Source organism: Cohnella lubricantis (genome assembly GCF_014212015.1).
GTDB lineage: Bacteria > Bacillota > Bacilli > Paenibacillales > Paenibacillaceae > Cohnella > Cohnella lubricantis.
Map to the genome: position 1 here is coordinate 1 of NZ_JACJVN010000049.1, position 23,380 is coordinate 23,380.

Genomic DNA, 23,380 nt, shown 5'->3' on the forward strand with positions numbered 1-23,380 from the left:
CCCCTGGAAGAACACCAGGTTGATAGGCTCGGGGTGGAAGCGCGGCAACGCGTGCAGCTGACGAGTACTAATCGGTCGAGGGCTTATCCTAACCCACCCTCCGTTTTCGAAGAAAACGGAAGGCGTATGGATCAGCACAAATGTAAGGTTAGAACGTTTCAAGCGCAAATCGTTTCGTATCCGGTTATCAAGGCGCAAGTCCTTGAAGTGGAAGTAATTACCGCTTTACAACTTAGTGAATACATGATATCATGCTATTCGCTGCTGTAATTTCGGTTCGGTGGTGATGGCAGAGGGGTTCCACGCGTACCCATCTCGAACACGACCGTTAAGCCCTCTAGCGCCGATGGTACTTGGACCGAAGGGTCCTGGGAGAGTAGGACGTTGCCGAGCCGAAAGCTGCATGCTCTCATAGCTCAGTCGGTAGAGTGCATCCATGGTAAGGATGAGGTCACCGGTTCGATCCCGGTTGAGAGCTCCAGTAAAATCTTATCAAGGCCCGTTGGTCAAGGGGTTAAGACACCTCCCTTTCACGGAGGTAACATGGGTTCGAATCCCATACGGGTCACCATTTTCTCCTTAGAACGTATAGCAAGCAGCGTTCGAGGGCATAGAGATATTGTGGAGGCTTAGCTCAGCTGGGAGAGCATCTGCCTTACAAGCAGAGGGTCGGGGGTTCGATCCCCTCAGCCTCCACCATTTATCTTATCGCTGGGGATTAGCCAAGCGGTAAGGCAACGGACTTTGACTCCGTCATTCCAAGGTTCGAATCCTTGATCCCCAGCCAACTTTTAGAGCCATTAGCTCAGTTGGTAGAGCACCTGACTTTTAATCAGGGTGTCGAAGGTTCGAGTCCTTCATGGCTCACCAGTCTTTGTCACTTGCGCGTGTGGCGGAATTGGCAGACGCACCAGACTTAGGATCTGGCGGGCAACCGTGGGGGTTCAAGTCCCTCCACGCGCACCATAACATGCGGAAATAGCTCAGTGGTAGAGCATCTCGTTGCCAACGAGAAGGTCGCGGGTTCGAATCCCGTTTTCCGCTCCATAATGCGCCCTTAGCTCAGCTGGATAGAGCGTTAGACTACGAATCTAAAGGCCGGGAGTTCGAATCTCTCAGGGCGCGCCACTTAAGTTCATATCATCGTCGGGACGTAGCTCAGCTTGGTAGAGCACCTGGTTTGGGACCAGGGGGTCGCATGTTCGAATCGTGTCGTCCCGACCACCACTTAACTTAAGTTGACCCATGCGGGTGTAGTTCAATGGTAGAACCTCAGCCTTCCAAGCTGATGGCGTGGGTTCGATTCCCATCACCCGCTCCATATGACAATCGCAAGAAGCCTCGGCTTAGAGCCAAGGCTTCTTTTTTGCATTTATCCATCAATGATTCAAATAGGCTCCCGGCGCAGCCGGTAATCGGAGATACGGACGGTACGGCTTCTCTGATGCTTGCTGAGGCGCCAGGCCAGAAGGCACACGGGAATGAACAACAGCTTGACGCTGAGCAGGCTGATGAGCGCTTCTAGGCGGGCGCTGAACGGGATTACGGATACGATAGTGCCTAGATAAGATGCGACGGCGAAGACAGCTGCCCAGCGCTCCAGAGATGCGAAGCGCAGGGAGGCGGCGGCTTCGGCATATTTCTCCGTCACGATCCCGGCCATCAACAGATAGCACGCGAGCAGAAGAAGGTGTTGGCCAACTTCCGCCGAAGGGATAAACCAAACGATGCATAGTCCCGCGATCAAATAGTCTAAGCGGTTCCGTATCGACTGACTGAAGCTTGGTGAGCATACGACCAGGAGAATCAGGAGCGTGGCATCCATCGCTGCTGCGATGACAGCATATGGCCCATTCAGCCCTGCGGAATGCCAAAGAGTCCAATTAGACATGGCCAACACGCGTATTAACTCTAGAGGATTGCCTATTATCGGCACGCCGTATAGAAGCCAAGATGCTGTCGTCATAACCGCCACTGAGGCGATCGCGGATAAGGCATAAACGAAACGGCGTCTCCATAGGAAGCAGGCGAGGGCTGCGGCCGCGCTTGGCTGAAGCAGAATGGCGACGGCAAGCATCAGGCCGGCTCCGTAGTGGATTTGGCGGTCGTGCAGCAGAATGGACAGCGAGAGGAAGAAGAGAGCCAGCCAGACAACGCCAAAGTCGCGCAGATCCTGGTATAGAGGCTGCATAGCCAGCGCAGCGGCGATCATGCCCAGACGCGGCAGCCAGCGCTTGCCCCGGTAGGCAACGCTGATCAGCATCCAGACGGATGCTGCCGACAAGACAAGCGCCAAGCTCTGCCATAGCCAGAGGCCGTTGGGAATGCCGGAGAGCAGATAGCCAAGCAAGTGAGCGGAAGAACCGGAGCTAAGCGGCGTGTTGAAAAGCTGCGGAAGCACGCGGCAAGCGATCGCGATGCCAAGCAGGAGGCAAGCGCCCGTCAGCAGGCGCAGCCGGAGGCGGGCAGAACGGCGAAGCGGAGGCGATGCGTTCGCGGAGGCTGACCGCTTGCCGGCGGTTGCTGGAAGGCTGGAGGTGTGGACGCTGAACCCCTTCATATTTTCGGAACCTCGCTTAAATGGATTGCGATACAATATGGCTTGGCGGAAATAGCCATAGACGGGGATGGACAAGTTAATTATAGCACAATATGATACATAACGTAACAATTCGATGTGCAAATCTCTGTGCCGCCTTTCCCAGAAAAGTCACATTATTTGATACGAATGCAGATTTTCAGGGTTAATTGTAGTATGATATTTAGAAAGTGTTTAGAGACAGAAGCAACGCGTGAGGTGAGAGAGTTGACTGAACTAGCCACTGCGAACCGTCCGTCATCCAATCATTTGCTTCGCCGCGACGTCCGATTCTTGGGCAATATTCTCGGCGAGGTGCTGGTTCATCAAGGCGGGCGCGAGCTGCTGGAGCATGTGGAGAAGATCCGCGAGACTAGCAAGGCGCTGCGCGCGGACTTTGTTCCGGAGCTGTATGATGAATTCTTGAATGCGATTAGTCACTTGAAGCCGGATATTCGGCACCAGGTGATACGAGCTTTCGCGATTTACTTCCAACTGGTGAATATCGCCGAGCAGAATCACCGGATTCGCCGGAAGCGCGATTATGAACGTTCCGCGGGCGAAGCTGTTCAGCCGGGCTCGATCGAGAGCGCGATTCAGAAGCTGCAGGAGAAGGGGACGCCTCTTGCCGAAGTGCAGGAGATGATTCAAGGCATCTCGCTGGAGCTGGTCATGACCGCTCACCCGACAGAAGCGATGCGCCGTGCCGTCCTCGATATCCATAAGCGAATCGCCGAAGATATGATGGAGCTGGACAACCCCACGCTGACGTTCCGCGAGCGGGAGAAGCTTCGCGAGAAGCTGCTGAATGAAGTGCTGACCCTATGGCAGACGGATGAGCTGCGCGATCGCAAGCCGACGGTCATCGACGAAGTCCGCAACGGCATGTACTTCTTCAACGAGACGCTGTTCGATGTGCTTCCCGACGTCTACGAGGAGCTGGAGCGTTGTCTGAACCGCTATTACCCGGAGCAGGACTGGCATGTGCCGACTTACCTCCGCTTCGGCTCGTGGATTGGCGGCGACCGTGACGGGAACCCATCCGTCACTTCCTCTATCACCTGGCGTACGTTAAATATCCAGCGCAGTCTTGTCATTCATAAGTACGAGACGCTGCTTCGATCGCTCATGCGGAAGATGAGCTTCTGCACGACGATCGTGGAGGTCAGTGCCGATCTGCTCGACTCGATCGAACAGGACCGGGCCGACGTGGTATTGAAGACGGTCGACGCTTGGACGAACGAGCACGAGCCTTACCGCGTGAAGATGACTTATATGATTCAGAAGCTTCAGAATATGAGAAGCGAGCAATTCAAAGGCACGAAGCAGCGTTACAACGCGCCTGCGGAGTTCATCGCTGATTTGCAGTTGATCGATAGGAGCCTGCGCCATCATTATGCGGACTTCGTAGCGGATACGTATCTGAAGCGGCTCATCCGCCAGGCGGAGCTGTTCGGCTTCCACCTCGCGGCGCTGGATGTGCGCCAGCATAGCCAAGAACACGAGAACGCCATGACGGAAGTGCTCGCGAAGGCAGGCGTCACACCGAATTATGCGGCTCTGTCCGAAGCAGAGAAGATCAGCCTGCTGCATCGCCTGCTCTCGGATTCCCGGCCGTTGCTGCACGAGAATGCGACCTTGAGCGAGAGCACGAAGGAATGTCTGGATGTATACCGCACGATCTACCGCGCTCAGCAGGAGTTCGGCCGGGACTGCATCACCAGCTATCTGATCAGCATGACCCGCGGCGCCAGCGATATGCTGGAAGTGATGGTGTTCGCGAAGGAAGCCGGACTGTTCCGTTACGAGCATGACGGATCGATCGTGTGCACGGTGCAATCCGTACCGCTGTTCGAGACGATCGACGACCTGCATGAGGCGCCGGCTATCATGAAGACGCTATTCGAACTGCCGGTCTACCGCAAGATGGTAGAGGTTATGGGCAACCAGCACGAGATCATGCTCGGTTACTCGGACAGCAACAAGGACGGCGGCATGGTAACGGCGAACTGGGAGCTGCGCTTGGCGCTGAACGAGCTGACGCAAGCTGCGAAGGAATACGACATTCGCCTCAAGTTCTTCCACGGCCGCGGAGGCGCTCTTGGCCGCGGAGGCATGCCGCTGAATCGCAGCATTCTCGCACAGCCGCCGCACACGGTCGGAGCCGGCATTAAGATCACGGAGCAAGGGGAAGTGCTCTCCTCCCGTTATTCGATGCAAGGCATCGCGTATCGAAGCCTGGAGCAGGCGACGAGCGCCTTGATCACGGCCGCTTATCTGGCGCGGCACCCGGCGAAGGAGTCAACGGACGAAGCGAAGTGGAACGAGATCCTGCCGGTCATCTCGGAGACGGCGCAGACGAAGTATCAGGATCTGATCTTCCGCGATCCAGGCTTCATGACGTTCTTCAAGGAATCGACGCCGCTGAGCGAAGTCGGCGAGCTGAACATCGGCTCTCGCCCGTCGAAGCGGAAGAACAGCGAGCGGTTCGAGGATCTGCGCGCGATTCCTTGGGTGTTCTCCTGGACACAGAGCCGCTACCTGCTGCCGGCGTGGTATGCGGCAGGAACGGCCTTCGAGCGTTACGTGGCGGGCGACCCCGCCAAGCTGGAGACGCTGCGGACGATGTATCGGGAATACTCCTTCTTCCGGACGCTGATCGACAATCTGCAGATGGCGCTGGCCAAGGCGGATCTATTGATCGCCCGCAAGTATGCGGAGATGATCAAGGACGACGCCGTTCGGACGCGGATCTTCGCCTTAATCGAAGAAGAATTCGAGCTGACGAAGCAGATGATTCTGGATATTACGGGCCAGGAGGACATTCTGGATAACGTGCCGGTCATTCAAGAATCCATCCGGCTGCGCAACCCATATGTCGATCCTCTCAGCTATCTCCAGGTGCAGCTGCTGTCCGAGCTTCGCGCGATCCGCGCGAAGGACGAGGACGACGCGACGCTGCTGCGCGAAGTGCTGCTGACCATTAACGGCATCGCGGCCGGCCTGCGCAATACGGGCTGATAGGGAACAAGATAGGCCGTTACGAGGCTGTCATGCAAGTCTTCGCGGACTTGCGGGCAGCCTCCTTGCATTTTGCAACAGTGTCGATTACCATTTAAATTGACGCCGAAGGCGTTCTTGCTGGGGAGAATTTATGCGATCGTTATCGGAGGAAGAATCTTGAAGCCAATAGAGACGCGGCTTGCGAGGTTAGCCCGGAAGGGAGACCAGCGGGCGTTCGCGGAGATCGTGGATTTGTACAAGGACAAGCTGTACCACCTCGCTTACCGGATGATGAACAATCGCCAGGAAGCCGAGGATATTGTGCAGGAGTGCTTCCTTAGAGTCTATAAGCACTTGGACCGATACGACGAGAACCAGAAATTCTCCACCTGGATCTATCGGATTGCTACTAATCTATGTATTGATAGGCTGCGCAAGCGCAAGCCGACATATTCGCTCGACGCGGAGAGCTCGGAGCACGAAGGGCTTGACGGCTATGCGATGATGCCAAGCGACGATCGCACGCCGGAGAGCGAGATGCTCCTGTCCGAGACCCAGCGGATAATCCGGGAAGCGATCGAGACGCTGCCGCCGAAGTACAAGTCGGTTATCGTGCTGCGTTATCTGCAGGACATGTCCTTGCAGGAGATCTCGGAAGTGATGGGCATGCCGGTGACGACGGTGAAGACCCGGGTGCATCGGGGGCGCGAGTACATGCGGAAGAAGCTGGAGAACAAACTTTAAAGCCTGCCCGCTTAAATAGTGAAACCGCGACGGTTACGCAGCGTACTTTATAGAAGCAATCGCTACGGAGATAGACCTCCGATGAGAAAGGGATGGCTCTACGATGAAATGCAATGCCGCCATCGCATATATGCACGATTATTTGGACGGGGAACTGCCTCGCGAGCAAACGGCGGAGCTTCAGCACCATCTGGCGGAATGCGCGGGCTGCCGCAATCGTCTGGATTCGCTGGAGAAGACGGACGCGCTGCTCAGATCGGCTCCGAAGCCGGAGAGTGCACCGGATTATTTGGCCTATCGCATCATGAAGTCGCTGCCCAAGTCACGCAACGCGAAGACGTGGACCACGTGGGTCCGCCGTCATCCGGCGTTATCGGCCGCAGCTATGTTCCTTGTTATTATGGTATCCAGCTTCGTCGCCATGTGGAATCAGAGCCAGGAGTTGACGGTCAGCGGCGATCTTGATCATGTCGTCATCCGCGGGAATACGGTGATCGTGCCTGCCGGTCAGCAGGTTGCCGGCGATCTGACGATCGAGAACGGCACCGCTCAAGTAGAGGGCGACGTGCAAGGGAACCTGACGATCATCGACGGCAACGTCACGCTCGCGTCGACGGCCCATATCGCCGGCAAGATCAAGACGATCGACCGCGCAGTGGATTGGGCTTGGTACAAGGTGACGTCATGGTTCGACACCATCGCCTACGGTTCCTGATGCAATTGATGGCCTGCAGCATAACCGCCGCGGGCCGCCTCCCTGGGACTTAGGGAGGTTTTTTGCTTATGGAGACAGGATTATGGCGTAGGAGTAGAGAATTCAATAAAGATATATCCTAATGCGTAATATGACAAGATTCGGGATTTCCCGATCGAGACGCCAAACGGGGGGTGCGTCTTGGAAGACTACTTTCAAACATTAACTTGGAGCGGCGCCATTAAGGACGCTGCCGATGTACTGATCGTTAGTTATCTCATCTATAAAGTGTTCCAGCTCGTGCGCGGCACGCGCGCCGTGCAATTGCTTAAGGGCATCTTCCTGATCGTCGTCACGTGGGCAGTCAGCACCTGGCTGAATCTGTATACGTTGAAGTGGCTCATGAACCAGATGTTCTCTTGGGGCATCGTGACGGTGGTCATCATCTTCCAGCCGGAGCTTCGCCGCGCGCTGGAGCAGATCGGGCGCGGGAAGCTGTTCAGCCGCAGCGCGAACGATCAGGATGTGAATCAGCAGATCAACGAAGTGATTAAAGCCGTGAATTATATGTCGCGGCGGAAGATCGGCGCGTTGATCGTGTTCGAGCGGAAGACGGGACTCAACGAGTATATCGAGTCCGGCATCAAGATGGAATCGAGCATGAGCTCCGAGCTGCTAATCAACATTTTCATCCCGAACACGCCGTTGCATGACGGAGCGGTCATCGTGCGGGAATCGCAGATTATGGCGGCTGCCTGCTACCTGCCGCTGTCGGAGAATCCGTTCATCAGCAAGGAACTGGGGACGCGGCACCGCGCCGCGATCGGGATCAGCGAGGTGTGCGACGCCATCTCGGTCGTCGTCTCGGAGGAGACGGGACAAGTCTCCCTGGCCATGAACGGGCAGATCGTTCGCGACATTAAGGAAGAATCGCTCATCTCGAAGCTGTTCGAGGAGCTGCGGCCGAAGAACAAAGGACGCAAGCTGGAGTGGGACTTCTGGAAGCGGAAGGACGGTGACGGCCTTGGATAAGTGGCTGAGTCACCCGACCGTCATGAAGCTGGTGGCGCTGGCGCTCGGCCTCATTCTGTGGACGGTCGTGCACTTCGACGATTCCCAATCGCCGACGCCAATCGTCAGTTCGACGATCGAGAGCAAGACGTTTAATGCTGTTAAGGTTCAAGCGTATGGCCTTAATGAACAAAATTACGTGCTGCGGAATTTAGAGCCTGAATCCGTCAAGCTCGTGGTGCAGGGCACGCCGATCGATCTGCTGAAGGCGACGACGGAGGACTACCTCGTTCGCGTCGATCTAAGCACCGTCACGGCAGGCCGGCATACGTTAAAACTACAGGCGGATCTCCCGCGCGGGGTTAACTTTGTATCGATGACGCCGGATACGGTGACCGTGGACGTTGAGGAGATGCAGACGAAGGAATTCGAGGTTGAGATCGAGACGAGCGGGACGCCTGCTGAAGGCTTCAAGGCCGGCATACCGGTGCTGAAGCCGACCAACCGGGTACACGTCACGCTGCCATCCAGCGAGTTGACCCGGGTAGCGCGTGTCGGCGGAGACTTATCCATTGAAGGGCTAAGCGAATCGGTGAAAGGGAAGAGCGTGAAGCTCGCGGCATACGACGCAGAGGGCAAAACGATCGAAGGCGCGGTGCTGAATCCGGCCGTGCTGGAAGTCGATGTGCCGATCACGAATCCGTACAAGACGGTGCCGATCCAATTCAAGCTGGTCGGACAGATGCCGGCGGGTCTGAGCATCTCTTCGTTCAAGCCGGAGACGGAGCAGGTGACGATCTACGGTCCGCAGGCCGTTCTCGACAGCGTGGAATTCGTCGAGGCGGATGTTCTGCTCGGCTCGCTGACGAAGTCGGGCGAAGTGGAGATCCAGCTTCGCAGCGTGGATCAGATAACGGAATATTCGCCGGCGACCGTCGTCGTGGATGTCAACGTGGTGCTCTCGCAGACGCGGACGATTCAAGGTCTGCCGGTGACGATCGAAGGCTTGGGCGATGGGTTGTCGGCGAAAATCACTGATCCGGCGACGGAGAAGGTCGACATCACGATGCAAGGCGCGCCGGCGATGCTGGACGCGCTTCAGCCGGGAGATGTCGACGTCGTCGCCGATCTGAGCGGCCGGGGACCTGGGGTATACACGGTGCCGATCGTGGTGAATTCGCCGCGCTTCATCGATCAGGTGGGCGGCAATATGAGCATTACGGTTGAGATCTCAGACGATCAACCGGCTTCGGCATTGCCGGGCGATGATTCGTCCGGCGGGGCGAACGGCGACGGCACGGCTGGCGCAGGCGGTTCCGGCGCAGGCACGGATTCAGGCGCAGGCGGTCAGGGCGGCGCAGGCTCAGGCAGCGGAGCGGGAGATGCCGCCGGTGCCGGGTCTGAAGCGTCCGGCGGAGCGGGCGCGAATGGGCAGGCTGCGGGATCCGGCGCGGATTGAAGCGGCCGCAAGGCCGACGAGCCGCCAACTGCGGGGTAATTCGCTCGCGGTTGGCGGCTGCGGGACACAGCATGAAGGGAAGATACAATAGATATGGGGAAATATTTCGGAACTGACGGCGTTAGAGGCATCGCGAATTCGGAATTGACGCCGGAGCTCGCTTATCGAATCGGGCGCTGCGGCGGCGTGGTGCTCGCGGGACGGGCGGAGCGGCCTAAGGTCGTTATCGGCATGGACACGAGAATATCGGGGCCGCTGCTGGAGAGCGCGCTGATCGCGGGACTGCTGTCCATCGGCGCGGACGTCGTTCGGCTCGGCGTCGTCACGACGCCGGCAGTCGCTTATCTGACGCGGCTGCTCAAGGCCGACGCGGGGGTTATGATCTCGGCGTCGCACAACCCGGTGAACGACAACGGCATCAAGTTCTTCGGCGGCGACGGCTTCAAGCTGCTCGACGAGACGGAAGCGGAGATCGAGCGTCTCATGGACACCGCGGAAGATACGCTGCCGCGTCCGATCGGGGGCGCCATCGGCCGCGTATCGACTGATCTGGAGGCGAAGCATCGCTATGTCGAGTTCTTGGGCTCGACGGTGAAGAATTCTTTTGCCGGGATGAAGATTGTCCTCGATTGCGCGAACGGCGCCGCTTATGAGCTGGCGCCTGAAGTGTTCCGCAAGCTGGGCGCCGATGTGATCGCCTACGGCGCGGAGCCGAACGGGCTGAACATCAATGACGGCGTCGGCTCGACCCATCCGGAGCTGCTGGCGGCTAAAGTGAAGGAGCATGGCGCGGATCTCGGCCTCGCGTTCGACGGCGATGCGGATCGGCTGATCGCGATCGACGAGAACGGCGAAGAGGTCGACGGCGACTACTTGCTCTGTATCTGCGGCGATGCGATGAAGCGGGACGGCCGCCTGAAGCATGACACCGTCGTGACGACGGTGATGAGCAACATCGGCTTTTTCAAAGCGGCGGAGAAGTTGGGCTTAAATACCGCGCGGACGGCCGTGGGCGACCGCTATGTCATGGAAGAGATGGTGCGCGGCGGCTACAACCTCGGCGGGGAGCAGTCGGGGCACGTGATCTTCCTCGATTATAATACGACGGGGGACGGCATTCTAACGGCGCTGCAGCTGACGGATACGATCCGATCGTCCGGCAAGAAGCTCAGCGAGCTGAGGCAGCTGATGCGCAAGTATCCGCAGGTGCTCGTGAACGTGCGCGTGGCGGACAAATCGCGGTACCCGGGCAACCAGGCGATCGCGGACGCCGTCGCGACGGCGGAGAGCGCTCTAGGCGACAATGGCCGCGTGCTGGTGCGCCCGTCGGGTACGGAAGCGCTCATTCGCGTCATGGCGGAAGGGCCGGATCGAGGCGAGATCGAGATGCATGTCGAGAAGATCGCCGACGTTATTCGCCAAGAGCTGGTCTAATCGTGTAGAAAATGCATGCCTCCGGGAGAAATCCTGGAGGTATTTGTCATTTCCCGGGAAATGCGATGCCGCAGTTGCAAGAGGAAGGGAAACCGAATATGATAGAAGGACATTCGAGGATAGAAAGGCAGGGAAGCGGGAATTATAGCTCGACCAAGCGCCAGAACTTGTCGGCCGAAGAGCGAATCAAGTCGAATGCAGCCGAATTGTGAATCGAATCGGGACGGAGAAGATGGATTCGAGGACACGAGGGAGGAAGCAGGCATCCTGTTGCGAGACATGGACAGGAGCGACGGCTTGAGCAACCGCATGAAGCGGCAAGTTGACGAGGTGGAGGTGTTCGGATTGTTCGGCGGGGACCTCCCGGCCCGCATCGGGGCCGACAGCCGGAAGACAAATCGCTCAGGGCAACCGGGTGGACAATATTCCGGTACGATGCTGATGTATACATGATTAACTATGATGAAGTCCAGGCGGGCCCGAAGGTGGCCGCTGGCGGACTTGTTTGATTCGACATGAACATAAGGCTGCTTGCGGCTTAGTTTCGGACTTTCGCCCGACCCGGACGATGTGAATCCGAAACGGAGGTCTATTTCACGATGTGTGGAATTGTTGGTTATATTGGAGCAAGACAATCGCAGCCGATCCTGCTGGAGGGCTTGAAGAAGCTGGAGTACCGCGGGTATGATTCGGCAGGCATCGCCGTGTTCACTGAGAACGGCTTGGAAGTGACGAAGACGGTCGGCCGTCTCGCGAACCTGGAAGGACGCCTGTCGGGCGATCCGCTGCGCGGCACGGTCGGCATCGGACATACGCGCTGGGCAACGCACGGCAAGCCGTCCGACGTGAACTCGCACCCGCATACGGACAACTCGCTGAAGTTCTCCGTCGTGCATAACGGCATTATCGAGAACTACCTGGAGCTGAAGGAAGAGCTCGTGCAGCAAGGCCACCGCTTCCTGTCGGAGACAGACACGGAAGTGATCTCGCACCTCATCGCGGTGGAATATGAGGGCGACATCGTTAAGGCCGTACAGAAGGCCGTTCGGAAAATGCGCGGCGCATTCGCGCTCGGCGTGCTCACCGAGCATGAGCCGGATCGCCTGGTAGCGGTTCGCTATGCGAGCCCGCTCATCATTGGCGTCGGCAACGGCGAGAAGTTCATCGCCTCCGACATTCCGGCCATTCTGGAGCATACGCGCGACATCTATATTCTGAACGACGGCGAGATGGCTGTTCTGACCCGCGACAGCGTCGAGCTGATGACGATCGAGGGGAACTTCATCTCCAAGGATATCTTCCACGTGGATTGGGATCTGATGACCGCGGAGAAGGCCGGCTTCGACCACTTCATGCTCAAGGAGATTCACGAGCAGCCGAAGGCTTATCGCGACACGATGCGCGGACGCGTCAGCGAGGACGGCCGTTCCGTCGCGCTGAGCGAGCTGAGCCTGACGCCGGAGCAGATTCGCGGGATCAACCGCGTGCACATCGTTGCTTGCGGCACGGCGCTGCACGCCGGGCTCGTCGGCAAGACGATCATTGAGCAGCTCGCGCGCCTTCCGGTCGAGACGGACGTCGCGTCGGAATACCGCTATCGCTCGCCGATCATCACGCCTGAGACGCTGGTCATCGTCGTGAGCCAATCCGGCGAGACCGCGGATACGCTGGCTGCGCTGCGCGAAGCGAAGCGTAATGGAGCGCACGTGCTGGCGATCACGAACGTGGTCGGCAGCTCGGTCGCCCGCGAGGCGGACGATGCGATCATCACGCTGGCGGGGCCGGAGATCGCCGTCGCTTCGACGAAGGCGTACACGTCGCAGCTGATCGCGTTCTACCTCTTCGGCTTGCATCTCGCGCAGACGCTCGGCACGCAGGATGAGGCGTTCGTCGCGAAGATGCTGGCGGCCATGCAGGCGCTGCCGGAGCAGGTCGAGAAGATTCTCGCGCAGGCGGAGACGGTGAAGGAGCTGGCCGAGTCCATCTCGAAGCATAACAACCTGTTCTTCATCGGCCGAGGCGTCGATTATGCCGTGGCGCTGGAAGGATCGCTGAAGCTGAAGGAGATCTCGTATATCCACTCCGAAGCGTACGCCGCAGGCGAGCTGAAGCATGGCACGCTGGCGCTGATCGAGGAAGGCGTGCCGGTCATCGCGCTGCTGACGCAGGAGGACCTGTTCGAGAAGACGGTCAGCAACATCAAGGAGACGAAGGCTCGCGGCGCTCACGTGCTCGGCATCTTCAACGAAGGGCACGAGGAGGAAGTCGCGAAGTCGGTCGACCGCGGCTTCGCGATCCCGCGTACGCTGCCGCTGCTGACGCCGGCGCTGTCCGTCGTGCCGCTGCAGCTGCTGTCGTACTACGCCTCGCTGGCGCTCGGCCATGACGTGGATAAGCCGCGGAACTTGGCGAAGAGCGTGACGGTGGAGTGAGGGGTATTGCGTAAAAAGTGAATTTTGTCTGAAGAAAATAAAGTATTAGACTGAAAAATAAAGTATTAGACTAGGAAAATAAAGTTGTAGACTGAGAAAATAAAGTATTAGACTGACTTGATTTGATCATACTGCAACTAAGGTACTCTCAATCGTCTCCAGAATCGACATCAGGAATAACACCGTGACTCCATATGGGGCTGCCTTCGGGCAGTCCCTTCTTTTTATGTATAACGGGGGTGTATGTTCATGGCCAAGCGAAAACGGGAAGTCACTGAAGCCAAGATCGAACGCTTCATTAAGGAAGGCCGAGGTCAGGGTACGGGCAAGGACTACCTCCCTTGGCTTAAGATTCAGGATGTCCCTTCCGAAGGAAGGGCAACACGCGGTGTGGGATGGACGACTGGGCGAAGACATGAACTAATGTCGGATATTGAACGCGACTACTGTTACCTCTTGGACTACTCAGACAATGTAACGGATATCCGGGAGCAGTTTCCCCTTCTCCCCCTTGAAGAAACACTGATGATCGCGGAGAAGCTCGGAATTAAACATCCGGCCGATCCGAAAACGGGAGTGCCTGTCGTGATGACGACTGATTTCTTAGTTACTTATAAGGACAAAGAATATGCAAGAACGGTTAAGCCGTTTAGCGAGACGGAAGATGATCGGACCATCGAAAAGTTCGAGATCGAAAGAGTGTACTGGGAAACACGAAACATCGACTGGGGGATCATAACGTATCAGGATTTACCTGAACCGCTGATTCGTAATATTGAATGGGTGCATAAAGAGTATCATAACGAAGACGTTCCGGAGTTAGGTCACTTTGCCGTGCAAAACTTGCAGAGGATACTTGCTACCCGTCTGTACGATGGGGAAAAGATTTCTACCGCGTGCTTGGCATGCGATGAACAACTTGGCTTGGAGATCGGGACATCGTTGGCGATGTTTAGGCATTTTATCGCCAGGAAGATATGGTCGGTAGATATGAATGAGAGAATTATACCTTCACTTGCCGCTAAAGATTTCACGGTGAATGAAACGGTAGTTAGCCTTGCTAAAGGCGGGTGATTTCAATGCAACCCCTTTACGAAAACATGGTAGTGGAATGGACTGTGTCTGATTCGGAAGAACGGTTTATCGAGCGAATCCTCTGGATATCGCCCTCAAAAGACGTTGTTTTTAGTATTGCGATGCAGGACGACAAGGCATTCCCAGTCATGAAGACGTACTCGGAATACGTTGTCGGTTTTGAATCGCACTTGTGTAAACATGTGGAATGGATCAATGGGAATATTCCTCTAATAGAGTCGGAAATCGATAGTTTGGACTTACATATACGCGATAAATCGTGGGATGCAATCAAGGAAGTCGTACAAGACGAGCCCCATTGCTACGACAAGTCCTATAGAGGGGCAAGGGTGCGGGAAGCACTAGAGAGAACAGGACTACATAAAAGCACGATCTACCGGTATTTACGAAGGTATTGGCAAGGCGGGAAGCTTAAAAACGCCTTGTTACCCCATTACAGTAATTCAGGAGGTTACGGTAACGAAAGGGAACCGAAAGGGAAAAAGCGAGGACGGCCGAGAAAGTTCGAAGATGCACCTACGGGGATTAACATTGACGAGGAGACAAAACAATTACTCCGCTCGGGCATTCGATTGTTCTATAACAATAAGGATAAGGCTCCATTGAAACATGCGTATCAGAAGACACTTGAGAAGTTCTTTGCTACAGGATTCCGACAAGATGGACTTGCCGTAATTCCCGTCCTTCCTCCTCCTGAAAAACTGCCTACCTTCGGTCAGTACAAGTACTGGTTTAACAAGGAGATGGACTTAGAAGAGACCCTAAAGAGCAGGCATGGGAAGAAACGGTTTGCCTTAGAGTATCGTCCCATCCTCGGTAGTTCTACGTATGAAAGCTTTGGTCCGGGTTCAAGGTTTCAAGTGGATGCAACGGTTGCCGACGTTTATCTAGTAAGTGAGTATCGAAGAGATTGGATCATCGGACGACCGATTATCTATATTGTGATTGACGTCTTTAGTCGTTACATAGCGGGTATCTATATCGGTCTGGAAGGGCCAAGCTGGATCGGCGCGATGATGGCTTTAGCAAATACAACGACAGATAAGGTCCAGTTCTGCGCACACTATGGCATTCACATTGAAGCGGAAGAATGGGTAAGCAGCCACCTTCCTCAGAAATTAACGGCAGACCGCGGCGAACTGGAAGGCGAGAAGCCTAGCCATTTGATTGATGTTTTAGGTGTGGATGTAGAGAATGCTTCCCCCTATCGTGCCGATTGGAAAGGGATCGTGGAGCAGCAATTCCGTTTAACGAACCTTAGGAGTATTCGTTTTATTCCGGGCGCGATAAAGGAGCGATATCGGGAGCGCGGCGAGCGCGATTATCGATTAGATGCCAAGCTTACGTTAAGAGAATTCACGCAGATTATGATTCGTAATGTCTTGTACCATAACAACCATCATCATATGTTGTGGTACGACCTCAACGAATTTATGGTCGCGGACGACGTGACACCTATTCCAAGAGATCTATGGCATTGGGGCATCGTAAACCGAAATGGTCGATTAAAGAAGCAGCCGGAGCACATCGTCAAGTTAAATCTCATGAACCGAGGAGAAGCAACTGTAACGGCTGCGGGAATAAAGTTCAAGGGTATGCACTATTCGTGCGAATCGGCGATGCGCGAACAATGGTTTATTAAGGCTCGTGCAGGAAAGACGTGGCGGGTCAAGGTGAGCTATGATCCCCGCTCAACGAATGAAATTTACTTGTGGCTTGACCATGGACGTCGGTTTGAGCCGTGTACCCTTCTCGAACGTGAAGAACGGTACCTAAACAAGAGATTCGAGGAAGTGGAAGATCTCCTTGAAATTGAAAGGCACCAAGGACGACAGCAAGAGGTTAACAACATGTTGTCTAAGATCGACCTCGATGCCCATACGAAGGCTATTGTCGATACAGCAACCAAGAAGACGAATGAAGCCATTCAACATAGCGAAGTGTCTGCTAGCAAACGGGTAAAAGGCACTCGAGAACACCGTTCGACGGAGAAAGCACTAAACCGAGAGCAAGAAGCTTTTCAACTGTCAGACAAAAATTCAGTTAACGAGTCAACGAAGAATAACGTGGTTTCGTTAAGTCGGAACGAAAACAATGAGAAGAAAGAGGCCTACATACCACCGGCGAACAAGTTGTCCAGCATCAAAGCTTATTTGCAGGAGGATGGTGATGATGAATGAATGATTTCGATGTTCCGTTGTTTCATTTCAGTCGGGGGGAGTTTGTGGAAGCCGACTATCAAGATCCGTTGCTCGAGGACTACCGAAATAACCCATTACTGGAGGCGCTCCCTCCAATTTGGGACGATCGGACAGTCGTTAACAAGCTGGCCTCTAAACCGATCTTTAATGCCTCGGAGCGCGAATTACCAGTACATCTTCGTCTGCATTGCGTTCAACGAATCTCGAGGGACTTCTTCCGACCGTTATCGAGACATCTTGAGTTGCAGCAAAGCATATCCAGGCTCATAAGGGACGGTTACGTTGGTCGTAACCCTTTGACACCTAACTATGCCTTTCGGGCGCGTAGAGATGCCTATGAGCTAATCATGAAGGGAAATACAAGCGGTTATCCGGTAAATACGCCCACTTCAGCCGGGTTCGCATTAGTGGGGATATCGGGGATTGGAAAGTCCAGTAGCTTATTGCGTATTCTGCAGATGTATCCACAGGTCATTTTGCATCGCAAGTATCAAGGACAGGATATGCCAGCGCCCTATCAGATCGTTTGGTTGAAGATGGACTGTCCTCATGACGGTTCGATCAGAGGGTTATGCCTAAACTTTCTTCTCGCAGTGGATAGCCTGGTCGGGACGAAATATTACAAGAAGAATGCAACGAAAAATCCGGAAGAGTTGCTTCCCCTGATGGCACAAGCGGCAGCAGTCCACTGCTTGGGAGTACTCGTCATCGATGAAATCCAAAACTTACAAGAAGCTAAAGACGATCGAGCTGCTCAGATGCTAAATTTCTTCGTTCAGTTGGTGAACACGATCGGGTTGCCTGTTATTCTCGTCGGAACGTATAAAGCCCTCCCCGCCCTCAATGCGGAGTTTCGGAATGCACGACGTAACAGTGGGCAAGGCGATGCAACTTGGCACCATTTCAAGAACGACGATGAGGAATGGGAGTGGCTGCTTCAGGGATTGTGGAAGTATCAGTGGACGGATCAGAAGTCGGAATTGAATCAAGATTTCATTGATGTTATGCACGCTGAGTCCCAAGGGATCTCGGATATTGCGATCAAGTTATTTATGCTGACGCAATGGAGAGCGTTGGACAAAGGCATCCCTCAAATATCAACGGGGCTTATTCGATCTGTAGCGAAGGATAGACTGACTCTGATTCGACCGGCGCTAGAGGCTTTGCGTTCAGGGAAGAAGAAGGAAATTCAGAAGTTTGCGGACATATACGATAGTGTTTCCATAGATGACTATATAGATCGGATCGAAGCAGAACAACGGCAGGCCGAACGATTAGAAATTATTAAGAACGAACTTGGTTACGACCTCGTTGAACAAGCCGAAAATGAGGTCTGTGGTTGGTTGGTGGAGGCAGGGATTGATCGGGCGACTGCCGAACAGGCAGCGAAGGAAGTCGTTAAAAGCCATCTACAGGAGCTGGACGCTGTAGACCTTCACAAAGAGGCACTAAAAATAGCACTGAAGAGACGAAGCAATAAAACAACGAAAACGCCGCAACAGCGGAGTAATAGTAATTCCAAAGCGTTACCTACAGCCCCGGATGATCTCCGTGTCATTGTAGCTCAGGGCCGAAAGAGGAAAATGTCTGCATATCAAGCGATGAAGACCGTCGGTTACATAAAGGATCCATTAGAGTTTATCGTTTAAGGAGGTGGGATGATGGATACAGGATGTGTATTACCAAACCCATACCCTGATGAGTTATTATACAGCGTGATTGCTCGGTACCACGTAAGGATGAATAACGAAAGCCCAAAATGGACGCTCAGGGAAGTGTTCGGGACGGAAAACGTAATTCCTACGATAGATCTTCCAAGCCATTTAGATAGTCTAGTAAGTAGGAACTTGACCCAAGGGTTGACGGCCAACCAATGGATTGATCGCCACACCCTGTATCCATACTACGCCCCTTTTCTGCCGAAAGATCGTGCTTATCGAGTCCGAGCTCTTATGAAGAGTACAAATGGGTCGGGCATTCATGCGCTTATCGGAATCACAGCGAGCACGGTTGAGAGAAGCAATGATTTGCGGTACTGCCCTAGCTGCTTTGAAAGCGATATTCAACATTACGGTGAGCCCTACTGGCATCGGCTTCATCAGATGTCGGGTGTGTGGGTGTGCCCACTTCACCAGGTTGATTTGCACCGAATAATTGAACCTATTTCCGATCGTCATGGATTAACGGTTCTTCCGATAGCAAGGTCAATGTTTCGTTCTGAACCTGTCATGAAGATGGCATCAGAGAAAATAAAAACGATCCTCTGCCAAATCGCTGAGGATGTTCGGTTGTTAATAGAAAATTCAGAGAGTCTCACCAATCTCTATAATCTAAGAGATCACGTCCTCCCACGGTTATTCGAAAGCGGCTATGTAACCGCAGGAGCCCGCATTAGACAGCGAAAGTTTTATGAGCAATTCACAATTACGTTTGGCGAGGAACTGCTTAGAATTATGGATAGCACTCTTTCTGGCGAGGTGAATAGCTGGACGGCAACGGCTGTGAGAAAGGCACGCTATGTGGTCCATCCGGTTCGGAGTCTATTGCTTGTCCGATTCCTGTATGGCTCTCTAGAACAGTTTCTGAGTGTGCCAGACAGTTCCTATACTCCATTTGGGCTCGGGCCTTGGCCTTGTCTTAATAAGGCTTCAGATCACTATCATAGGGCTGTAGTTACCTCCCTTCAGGTTACTCGCTGTACAGATACGAGCCAGCCCGTAGGAACGTTTACTTGCAACTGTGGGTTCTCGTACTCAAGGCGCGGACCGGATCAATGTAACGAAGATAAGTATAGGAGAGGTCGCATCAAGTCGTTCGGCCCAGTGTGGGCAAAGAAGCTAAGGGAACTACTTCATGAAGGGAAATCCATTCGAACGATAGCGGATTTACTAGGTGTGGACTCGAATACCGTTATCAAATATGCAAGAGGGGCAGTTGTTGACTCCCTTAAAAACAACAGTACGGAAACGCCCCAACAAAAAGGAACCGAAAAGCCGGGCCGTTTAGAACAATCCCAAAGGCAATATAACGACCGCGTGAATTGGGAAAAACGTGATTTAGAGTTGAGTTGGCTAGTCGAGGAAGCATGCAAGGCAATGTTGTCAGACGAAACGCGCAAACCAACCCGGATTACCCTTTCTGCGGTGGGAAAGAAAGTTGGTAAGTTGAGTCTTCTGGAGAAAAGAAAAAAGAAAATACCGATTACAATGCAGGTTTTGTCACGCTATCTAGAATCGGTAAAAGACTTTCAAATCCGAAGAGTTCGTTGGGCAGCCGATCAAATGGCCGGCGAATGGCCGTTACGGAAGTGGAAGTTAGTTAAGAAGGCTGGACTGTGGCGGGAGTATGATAAAGAGGTTTCAGAAGAGATCGATCGCTGCATCGGATTACATGTTGTCGGATTGAACGAGGTGAATCAATCTTGGCTTCACTAAAAATTAAGACGTGGCCCTATCCGGAAGGTCAAGAGGCCGAGTTAGTTTGGTTTGGATCTCCGCATACCGATTATAGGGGGAATTGGAGGCTGCGTGTGGCCTTCCGTGCGACAACCGGGGAACTTAAGGTTATATCGTATCCTTGGGGCTTGCTCCCCTATTTGCGACTAGGTCAGATCTATACTGACGGAGTCGTTGATCAAGTGAGGCCATTAACAGGTTCAGCTTATAAATTCACCATCGGTGGTATGGATCAAGGAGCAGTCGAAACTGGATTTACACTTCCTAAACGGCTAATTGATTTTCACAAGAATCCGGAGCTTGGGTTACAGAAAGTGATTCAATATCGTTCTGCCGGTTTAACCTATTGTATACCTGTAACGGAGTTGGTCCGAGCTTTGTTTATTAACTCTCGGTACCTTTCCTACTACATGCTTCAACCTCATGGACTTGAAATGTTAATTGATAGAAGCGAGTTTCAAAATAACACCCTCTTTCTTGATTTAAGCACTCGTGTGCCTGCGAAGCTGGCTAACGAAACGAATGCAAGACACTTATCATGGATTCATATGGACCCCGGGATACGTTCCATGTGGGACTCGGTCTATCGCAGATTATTCAGGCAAGCAGTTAAACTCTTCCCGCAAAACCCAACCGCAGCATTTAGGAAAGGTGTTCCTCTAGAAGTTGACTTACCACCAGTGGGTCAGCTCGAACTACATGGTAGAGGAGTTCAGTTCATTAATCATGTCTTGGTAAAAGAAATCATTGCAATCAGTGGGTTCCGGCATCCTGTAGGAGATATTGTTTTTTGGCATCCTTCAAAAAAACGTCATGAATCAATTTATGGAGATAAGAAAGTACGACTCTCTGCAAAATCGAGGAACGACGATTACGTCATCAATGACCAAAGTGAAAACGCAAAAGAGGACACGAACCAAGATGTTCTGGAGGCACCGCCAACATATATGCGGTTTACTAATTATCCCGTTGTCACCACCCGAAGAGAACGTATCAGGCACACCCATACAGGGGATGAAGTACTAATTACTACCGGGAGGGGCGGAAAGAACACGGGAATGCAGGAAGTAAGTGTTCAAGACTCAGTGGTTGGCGGAGATACTCCGCCGATTGATTTTCAAACGCTCGAAACCATTCCTTATTCCGATGCCGTCGGATTAGAAGCTTTTTTTGAAATGATTCAAATAATGAAGCGGACTTTTCCCTACAGTATCCGTATGTCTGTCTTGCGTGTACCTCCAGGTAAACGGTTCTCAACTTGTCCCAATGGTTCCCGTAGAACTTGTGCAATCGTGCAGGTGAGCAACGGGAGCCTGCTGTTCTATGTTATGGAGGTTGCGAGGCCTGACGATTGGTCCATATCAACACTTATTCTTCAACCAACAAGCCAAACTACAATTAAGACCGTTGAACAAGTCATTAAGCAACTCCTAGATGGTCTTGTACAGAAAAGTGGGCATTGGGACCAGAACGTTCTAAATCAATGCAAGGGTGTCGATATTCAGAAATTAAAGCATTATCAAAGTGATACAACGCTTGATTGGGCGTTCCGCCTTGCGGGTAAATTCATAATTTGACGAACCGACATTACGCTGGTTCGTTTTTTAGTATTGCAATACTTAATTTGTGCGTGGTATTATTTAGGAGTAAGTTCCTAGTGCTAGAGGGTGGTTTATTGATCGAGACATTCTGGAACATTTGCTTACTCCATGACATCAGCTCCCGGGATCAGCTGCTTCGGGAAGCGGTTCGAGTTGTTCAGACGAGAAAGACATTAGAACTACAGGGATCAATGCATGAAGCAGCCTTAGAACCGGAAAAGTTGTTCCAAATGATGAAGCAGCACATCGGTGAGCGTGAGTTAGGGCACTTTCCGGGTGATCGGGATTTATTTTATAGGCTGTACCAGGTCGGCAAGGATATAGACTTGTTGGATTACGCTTTGCAGACACTTCAGCAAGATCGAGTCACAGGCGGTATTATCGTTCACTCCGGAATAATGACTCGTTTTATAGAGATGTGTGAACGCAATGATTATTGCAATCTGCTCATAGCGGAAACAGAAAAGTATCTGCGAGGGCTAGTCGAAACACAAATTTACAAGCAGTCTTCATTTATAATAACGCTTCTAACGGAGAGCTACATCATTGCAAAACTTTTAAAAATCTACTTTGAGGCGTATCCGAACGTACAAGTCATTCAGGGTTCGATTTATCAACCCTTGCCTCTAACAGAGAAGTTTGATGCTATTTTAACCATTCCGAACTTCGGGCTGAAGTTGGACGAAAGTGAAGAAGCGACCATTAGAGACTCGGAAGGTGTGGCCGTTAATCATTTACTCCCTTTGCTACAGGATGCAGGGAGAATTAGCGTTACATTCCCTGCAAGGATGATGTTTCAATCGGGAAGTATTGCAAAATGGCGGGAACAAACAAACGAGTTGTACCCTGTACAATCCATTCACGTGCTCCCGGACGGAATATTCCGCCCCTACACGTCGGTAAAGACTTACCAAGTTGAACTTCGGGTCTCACCATCAGACGAAGTGATTCTTGGAAGATTGGTGCTTCAGAAGACTTCCCTGGTCGCAGACCGAGAAATTGCGGTCAATTCTGCGGCATTAGCACAACTCGATAACTGGAGAATCGATATGCTTCTTGATGAAGATCAAGACACGCTTCGTTCTTTCCAACAAGCGCCTATTCCAAAAGTGAAGCTGCGTGATATTGCGGACATTTTCCGCGGGAAATCCATTCTCAAGCAGGACTTGAAAGCTGGAAACATCAAGGTGTTGAATATCTCCAACCTTGAAGACGGCGAGGTAAGAATGGAACAGTTGGAGACAATCGATGAGGAAGTAAGGAAAGTCAAACGTTATGAGATCCTCCCGGGGGATCTCGTCATGACATGCCGTGGTACAGTGAATAAGCTCGCAGTATTTCCAGAAACGGAAGGTACGGTTATTGCATCCGCCAATATTATAGTAATTCGGTTCAAGTCTTCAATCTTAAGTGGTTTTGCAAAGATCTTTCTGGAAAGTCCAGTAGGAACGGCACTTATTCAGAGTTTCCAACGAGGTACAACAGTAATGAATCTGAATCCATCAGATGTGGGCGAGATCGAACTGCCTCTCCTCCCTCAAGATGAGCAACTTGTCCGAATCAACCGATATAACGAGGAAAACGAACGATATAAAACAGCGATTCGTGAGGCAACGGCTCGCTGGGAGCAAGTGAAAAACAAAATATACAGTGAACTTTACTGAAGAGGAGCT

The 23,380-nt window shown here is 53.0% G+C and carries 15 protein-coding genes, 10 tRNA genes and 2 rRNA genes; 26 read left to right on the forward strand and 1 reads right to left on the reverse strand.

The features are described 5' to 3' along the window. The 12 genes from H4Q31_RS12245 to H4Q31_RS12300 form a co-directional block, all read left to right on the forward strand. Positions 1–91, forward strand: a 23S ribosomal RNA gene (locus H4Q31_RS12245); the annotation flags it as partial. A gap of 185 nt (positions 92–276) precedes the next feature. Further along, positions 277–393 (forward strand): 5S ribosomal RNA (rrf, locus tag H4Q31_RS12250). A gap of 12 nt (positions 394–405) precedes the next feature. Beyond that, a tRNA-Thr gene (locus tag H4Q31_RS12255) sits at positions 406–481 on the forward strand. 15 nt (positions 482–496) lie between these two features. Beyond that, a tRNA-Glu gene (locus tag H4Q31_RS12260) sits at positions 497–571 on the forward strand. A gap of 52 nt (positions 572–623) precedes the next feature. Further along, positions 624–699: transfer RNA gene (locus H4Q31_RS12265), tRNA-Val, on the forward strand. 13 nt (positions 700–712) lie between these two features. Then, a tRNA-Gln gene (locus tag H4Q31_RS12270) sits at positions 713–787 on the forward strand. A gap of 7 nt (positions 788–794) precedes the next feature. Continuing rightward, positions 795–870 (forward strand) — tRNA-Lys (locus H4Q31_RS12275). A 13-nt stretch (positions 871–883) separates the two neighbouring features. Continuing rightward, a tRNA-Leu gene (locus tag H4Q31_RS12280) sits at positions 884–966 on the forward strand. A 6-nt stretch (positions 967–972) separates the two neighbouring features. Next, positions 973–1,047: transfer RNA gene (locus tag H4Q31_RS12285), tRNA-Gly, on the forward strand. 4 nt (positions 1,048–1,051) lie between these two features. Beyond that, positions 1,052–1,128, forward strand: a tRNA-Arg gene (locus H4Q31_RS12290). A gap of 19 nt (positions 1,129–1,147) precedes the next feature. Continuing rightward, positions 1,148–1,224, forward strand: a tRNA-Pro gene (locus H4Q31_RS12295). A gap of 23 nt (positions 1,225–1,247) precedes the next feature. Further along, positions 1,248–1,321 (forward strand) — tRNA-Gly (locus tag H4Q31_RS12300). Between the two features lie 66 nt (positions 1,322–1,387). On the opposite strand, the gene H4Q31_RS12305 is transcribed toward H4Q31_RS12300, so the two are convergent. Next, a complete protein-coding gene (locus H4Q31_RS12305) occupies positions 1,388–2,560 on the reverse strand; it encodes a glycosyltransferase 87 family protein (RefSeq protein WP_185179357.1) in 1,173 nt (390 codons plus the stop codon). 246 nt (positions 2,561–2,806) lie between these two features. Here H4Q31_RS12305 and ppc point away from each other — a divergent pair, with 246 nt between their 5' ends. The 14 genes from ppc (at position 2,807) to H4Q31_RS21650 (ending at position 23,371) form a co-directional block, all read left to right on the forward strand. Next, complete coding sequence (gene ppc / locus H4Q31_RS12310; RefSeq protein WP_185179358.1) at positions 2,807–5,599, forward strand: phosphoenolpyruvate carboxylase; 2,793 nt, start codon at positions 2,807–2,809, stop codon at positions 5,597–5,599. A gap of 159 nt (positions 5,600–5,758) precedes the next feature. After that, positions 5,759–6,325, forward strand: coding sequence for an RNA polymerase sigma factor SigW (gene sigW / locus H4Q31_RS12315; protein ID WP_185179359.1), 567 nt, complete (start codon positions 5,759–5,761; stop codon positions 6,323–6,325). 103 nt (positions 6,326–6,428) lie between these two features. Continuing rightward, positions 6,429–7,040, forward strand: a complete 612-nt coding sequence (locus H4Q31_RS12320; protein ID WP_185179360.1) for a zf-HC2 domain-containing protein — start codon at positions 6,429–6,431, stop codon at positions 7,038–7,040. Positions 7,041–7,220: 180 nt separating this feature from the next. Continuing rightward, positions 7,221–8,051 (forward strand): diadenylate cyclase CdaA, encoded by an 831-nt coding sequence (gene cdaA / locus H4Q31_RS12325; RefSeq protein WP_185179361.1) that lies wholly within the window; start codon positions 7,221–7,223, stop codon positions 8,049–8,051. After that, positions 8,035–9,489, forward strand: a complete 1,455-nt coding sequence (locus H4Q31_RS12330; protein WP_185179362.1) for a CdaR family protein — start codon at positions 8,035–8,037, stop codon at positions 9,487–9,489. Before cdaA ends, H4Q31_RS12330 begins: the two co-directional genes overlap by 17 nt. A 93-nt stretch (positions 9,490–9,582) precedes the next feature. Continuing rightward, the gene (gene glmM / locus H4Q31_RS12335; RefSeq protein ID WP_185179363.1) at positions 9,583–10,923 is read left to right on the forward strand and encodes a phosphoglucosamine mutase; all 1,341 of its coding nucleotides are present in this window, start codon (positions 9,583–9,585) and stop codon (positions 10,921–10,923) included. A 195-nt stretch (positions 10,924–11,118) separates the two neighbouring features. After that, positions 11,119–11,376 (forward strand): hypothetical protein, encoded by a 258-nt coding sequence (locus H4Q31_RS12340; RefSeq protein WP_185179364.1) that lies wholly within the window; start codon positions 11,119–11,121, stop codon positions 11,374–11,376. Positions 11,377–11,522: 146 nt separating this feature from the next. Beyond that, positions 11,523–13,355: a glutamine--fructose-6-phosphate transaminase (isomerizing) gene (glmS, locus tag H4Q31_RS12345; RefSeq protein WP_185179365.1), complete on the forward strand. Its 1,833-nt coding sequence runs from the start codon at positions 11,523–11,525 to the stop codon at positions 13,353–13,355. Positions 13,356–13,604: 249 nt separating this feature from the next. Beyond that, entirely contained in the window at positions 13,605–14,429 is an 825-nt protein-coding gene (locus H4Q31_RS12350; RefSeq protein ID WP_185179366.1) for a TnsA endonuclease N-terminal domain-containing protein, read from the forward strand. Between the two features lie 5 nt (positions 14,430–14,434). Next, the gene (locus H4Q31_RS12355) at positions 14,435–16,630 is read left to right on the forward strand and encodes a TnsB C-terminal domain-containing protein (protein ID WP_221626827.1); all 2,196 of its coding nucleotides are present in this window, start codon (positions 14,435–14,437) and stop codon (positions 16,628–16,630) included. After that, entirely contained in the window at positions 16,627–18,300 is a 1,674-nt protein-coding gene (locus H4Q31_RS12360) for an ATP-binding protein (protein WP_185179367.1), read from the forward strand. The genes H4Q31_RS12355 and H4Q31_RS12360 overlap by 4 nt, the downstream gene beginning before the upstream one ends. Positions 18,301–18,312: 12 nt before the next feature. Next, positions 18,313–20,085 (forward strand): TnsD family Tn7-like transposition protein, encoded by a 1,773-nt coding sequence (locus H4Q31_RS12365; RefSeq protein ID WP_185179368.1) that lies wholly within the window; start codon positions 18,313–18,315, stop codon positions 20,083–20,085. Further along, positions 20,073–21,683: a Tn7-like element transposition protein TnsE gene (locus H4Q31_RS12370; protein WP_185179369.1), complete on the forward strand. Its 1,611-nt coding sequence runs from the start codon at positions 20,073–20,075 to the stop codon at positions 21,681–21,683. The genes H4Q31_RS12365 and H4Q31_RS12370 overlap by 13 nt, the downstream gene beginning before the upstream one ends. A 98-nt stretch (positions 21,684–21,781) precedes the next feature. Then, positions 21,782–23,371, forward strand: a complete 1,590-nt coding sequence (locus H4Q31_RS21650; RefSeq protein ID WP_185179370.1) for a restriction endonuclease subunit S — start codon at positions 21,782–21,784, stop codon at positions 23,369–23,371. The last annotated feature ends 9 nt before the right edge of the window (positions 23,372–23,380 follow it).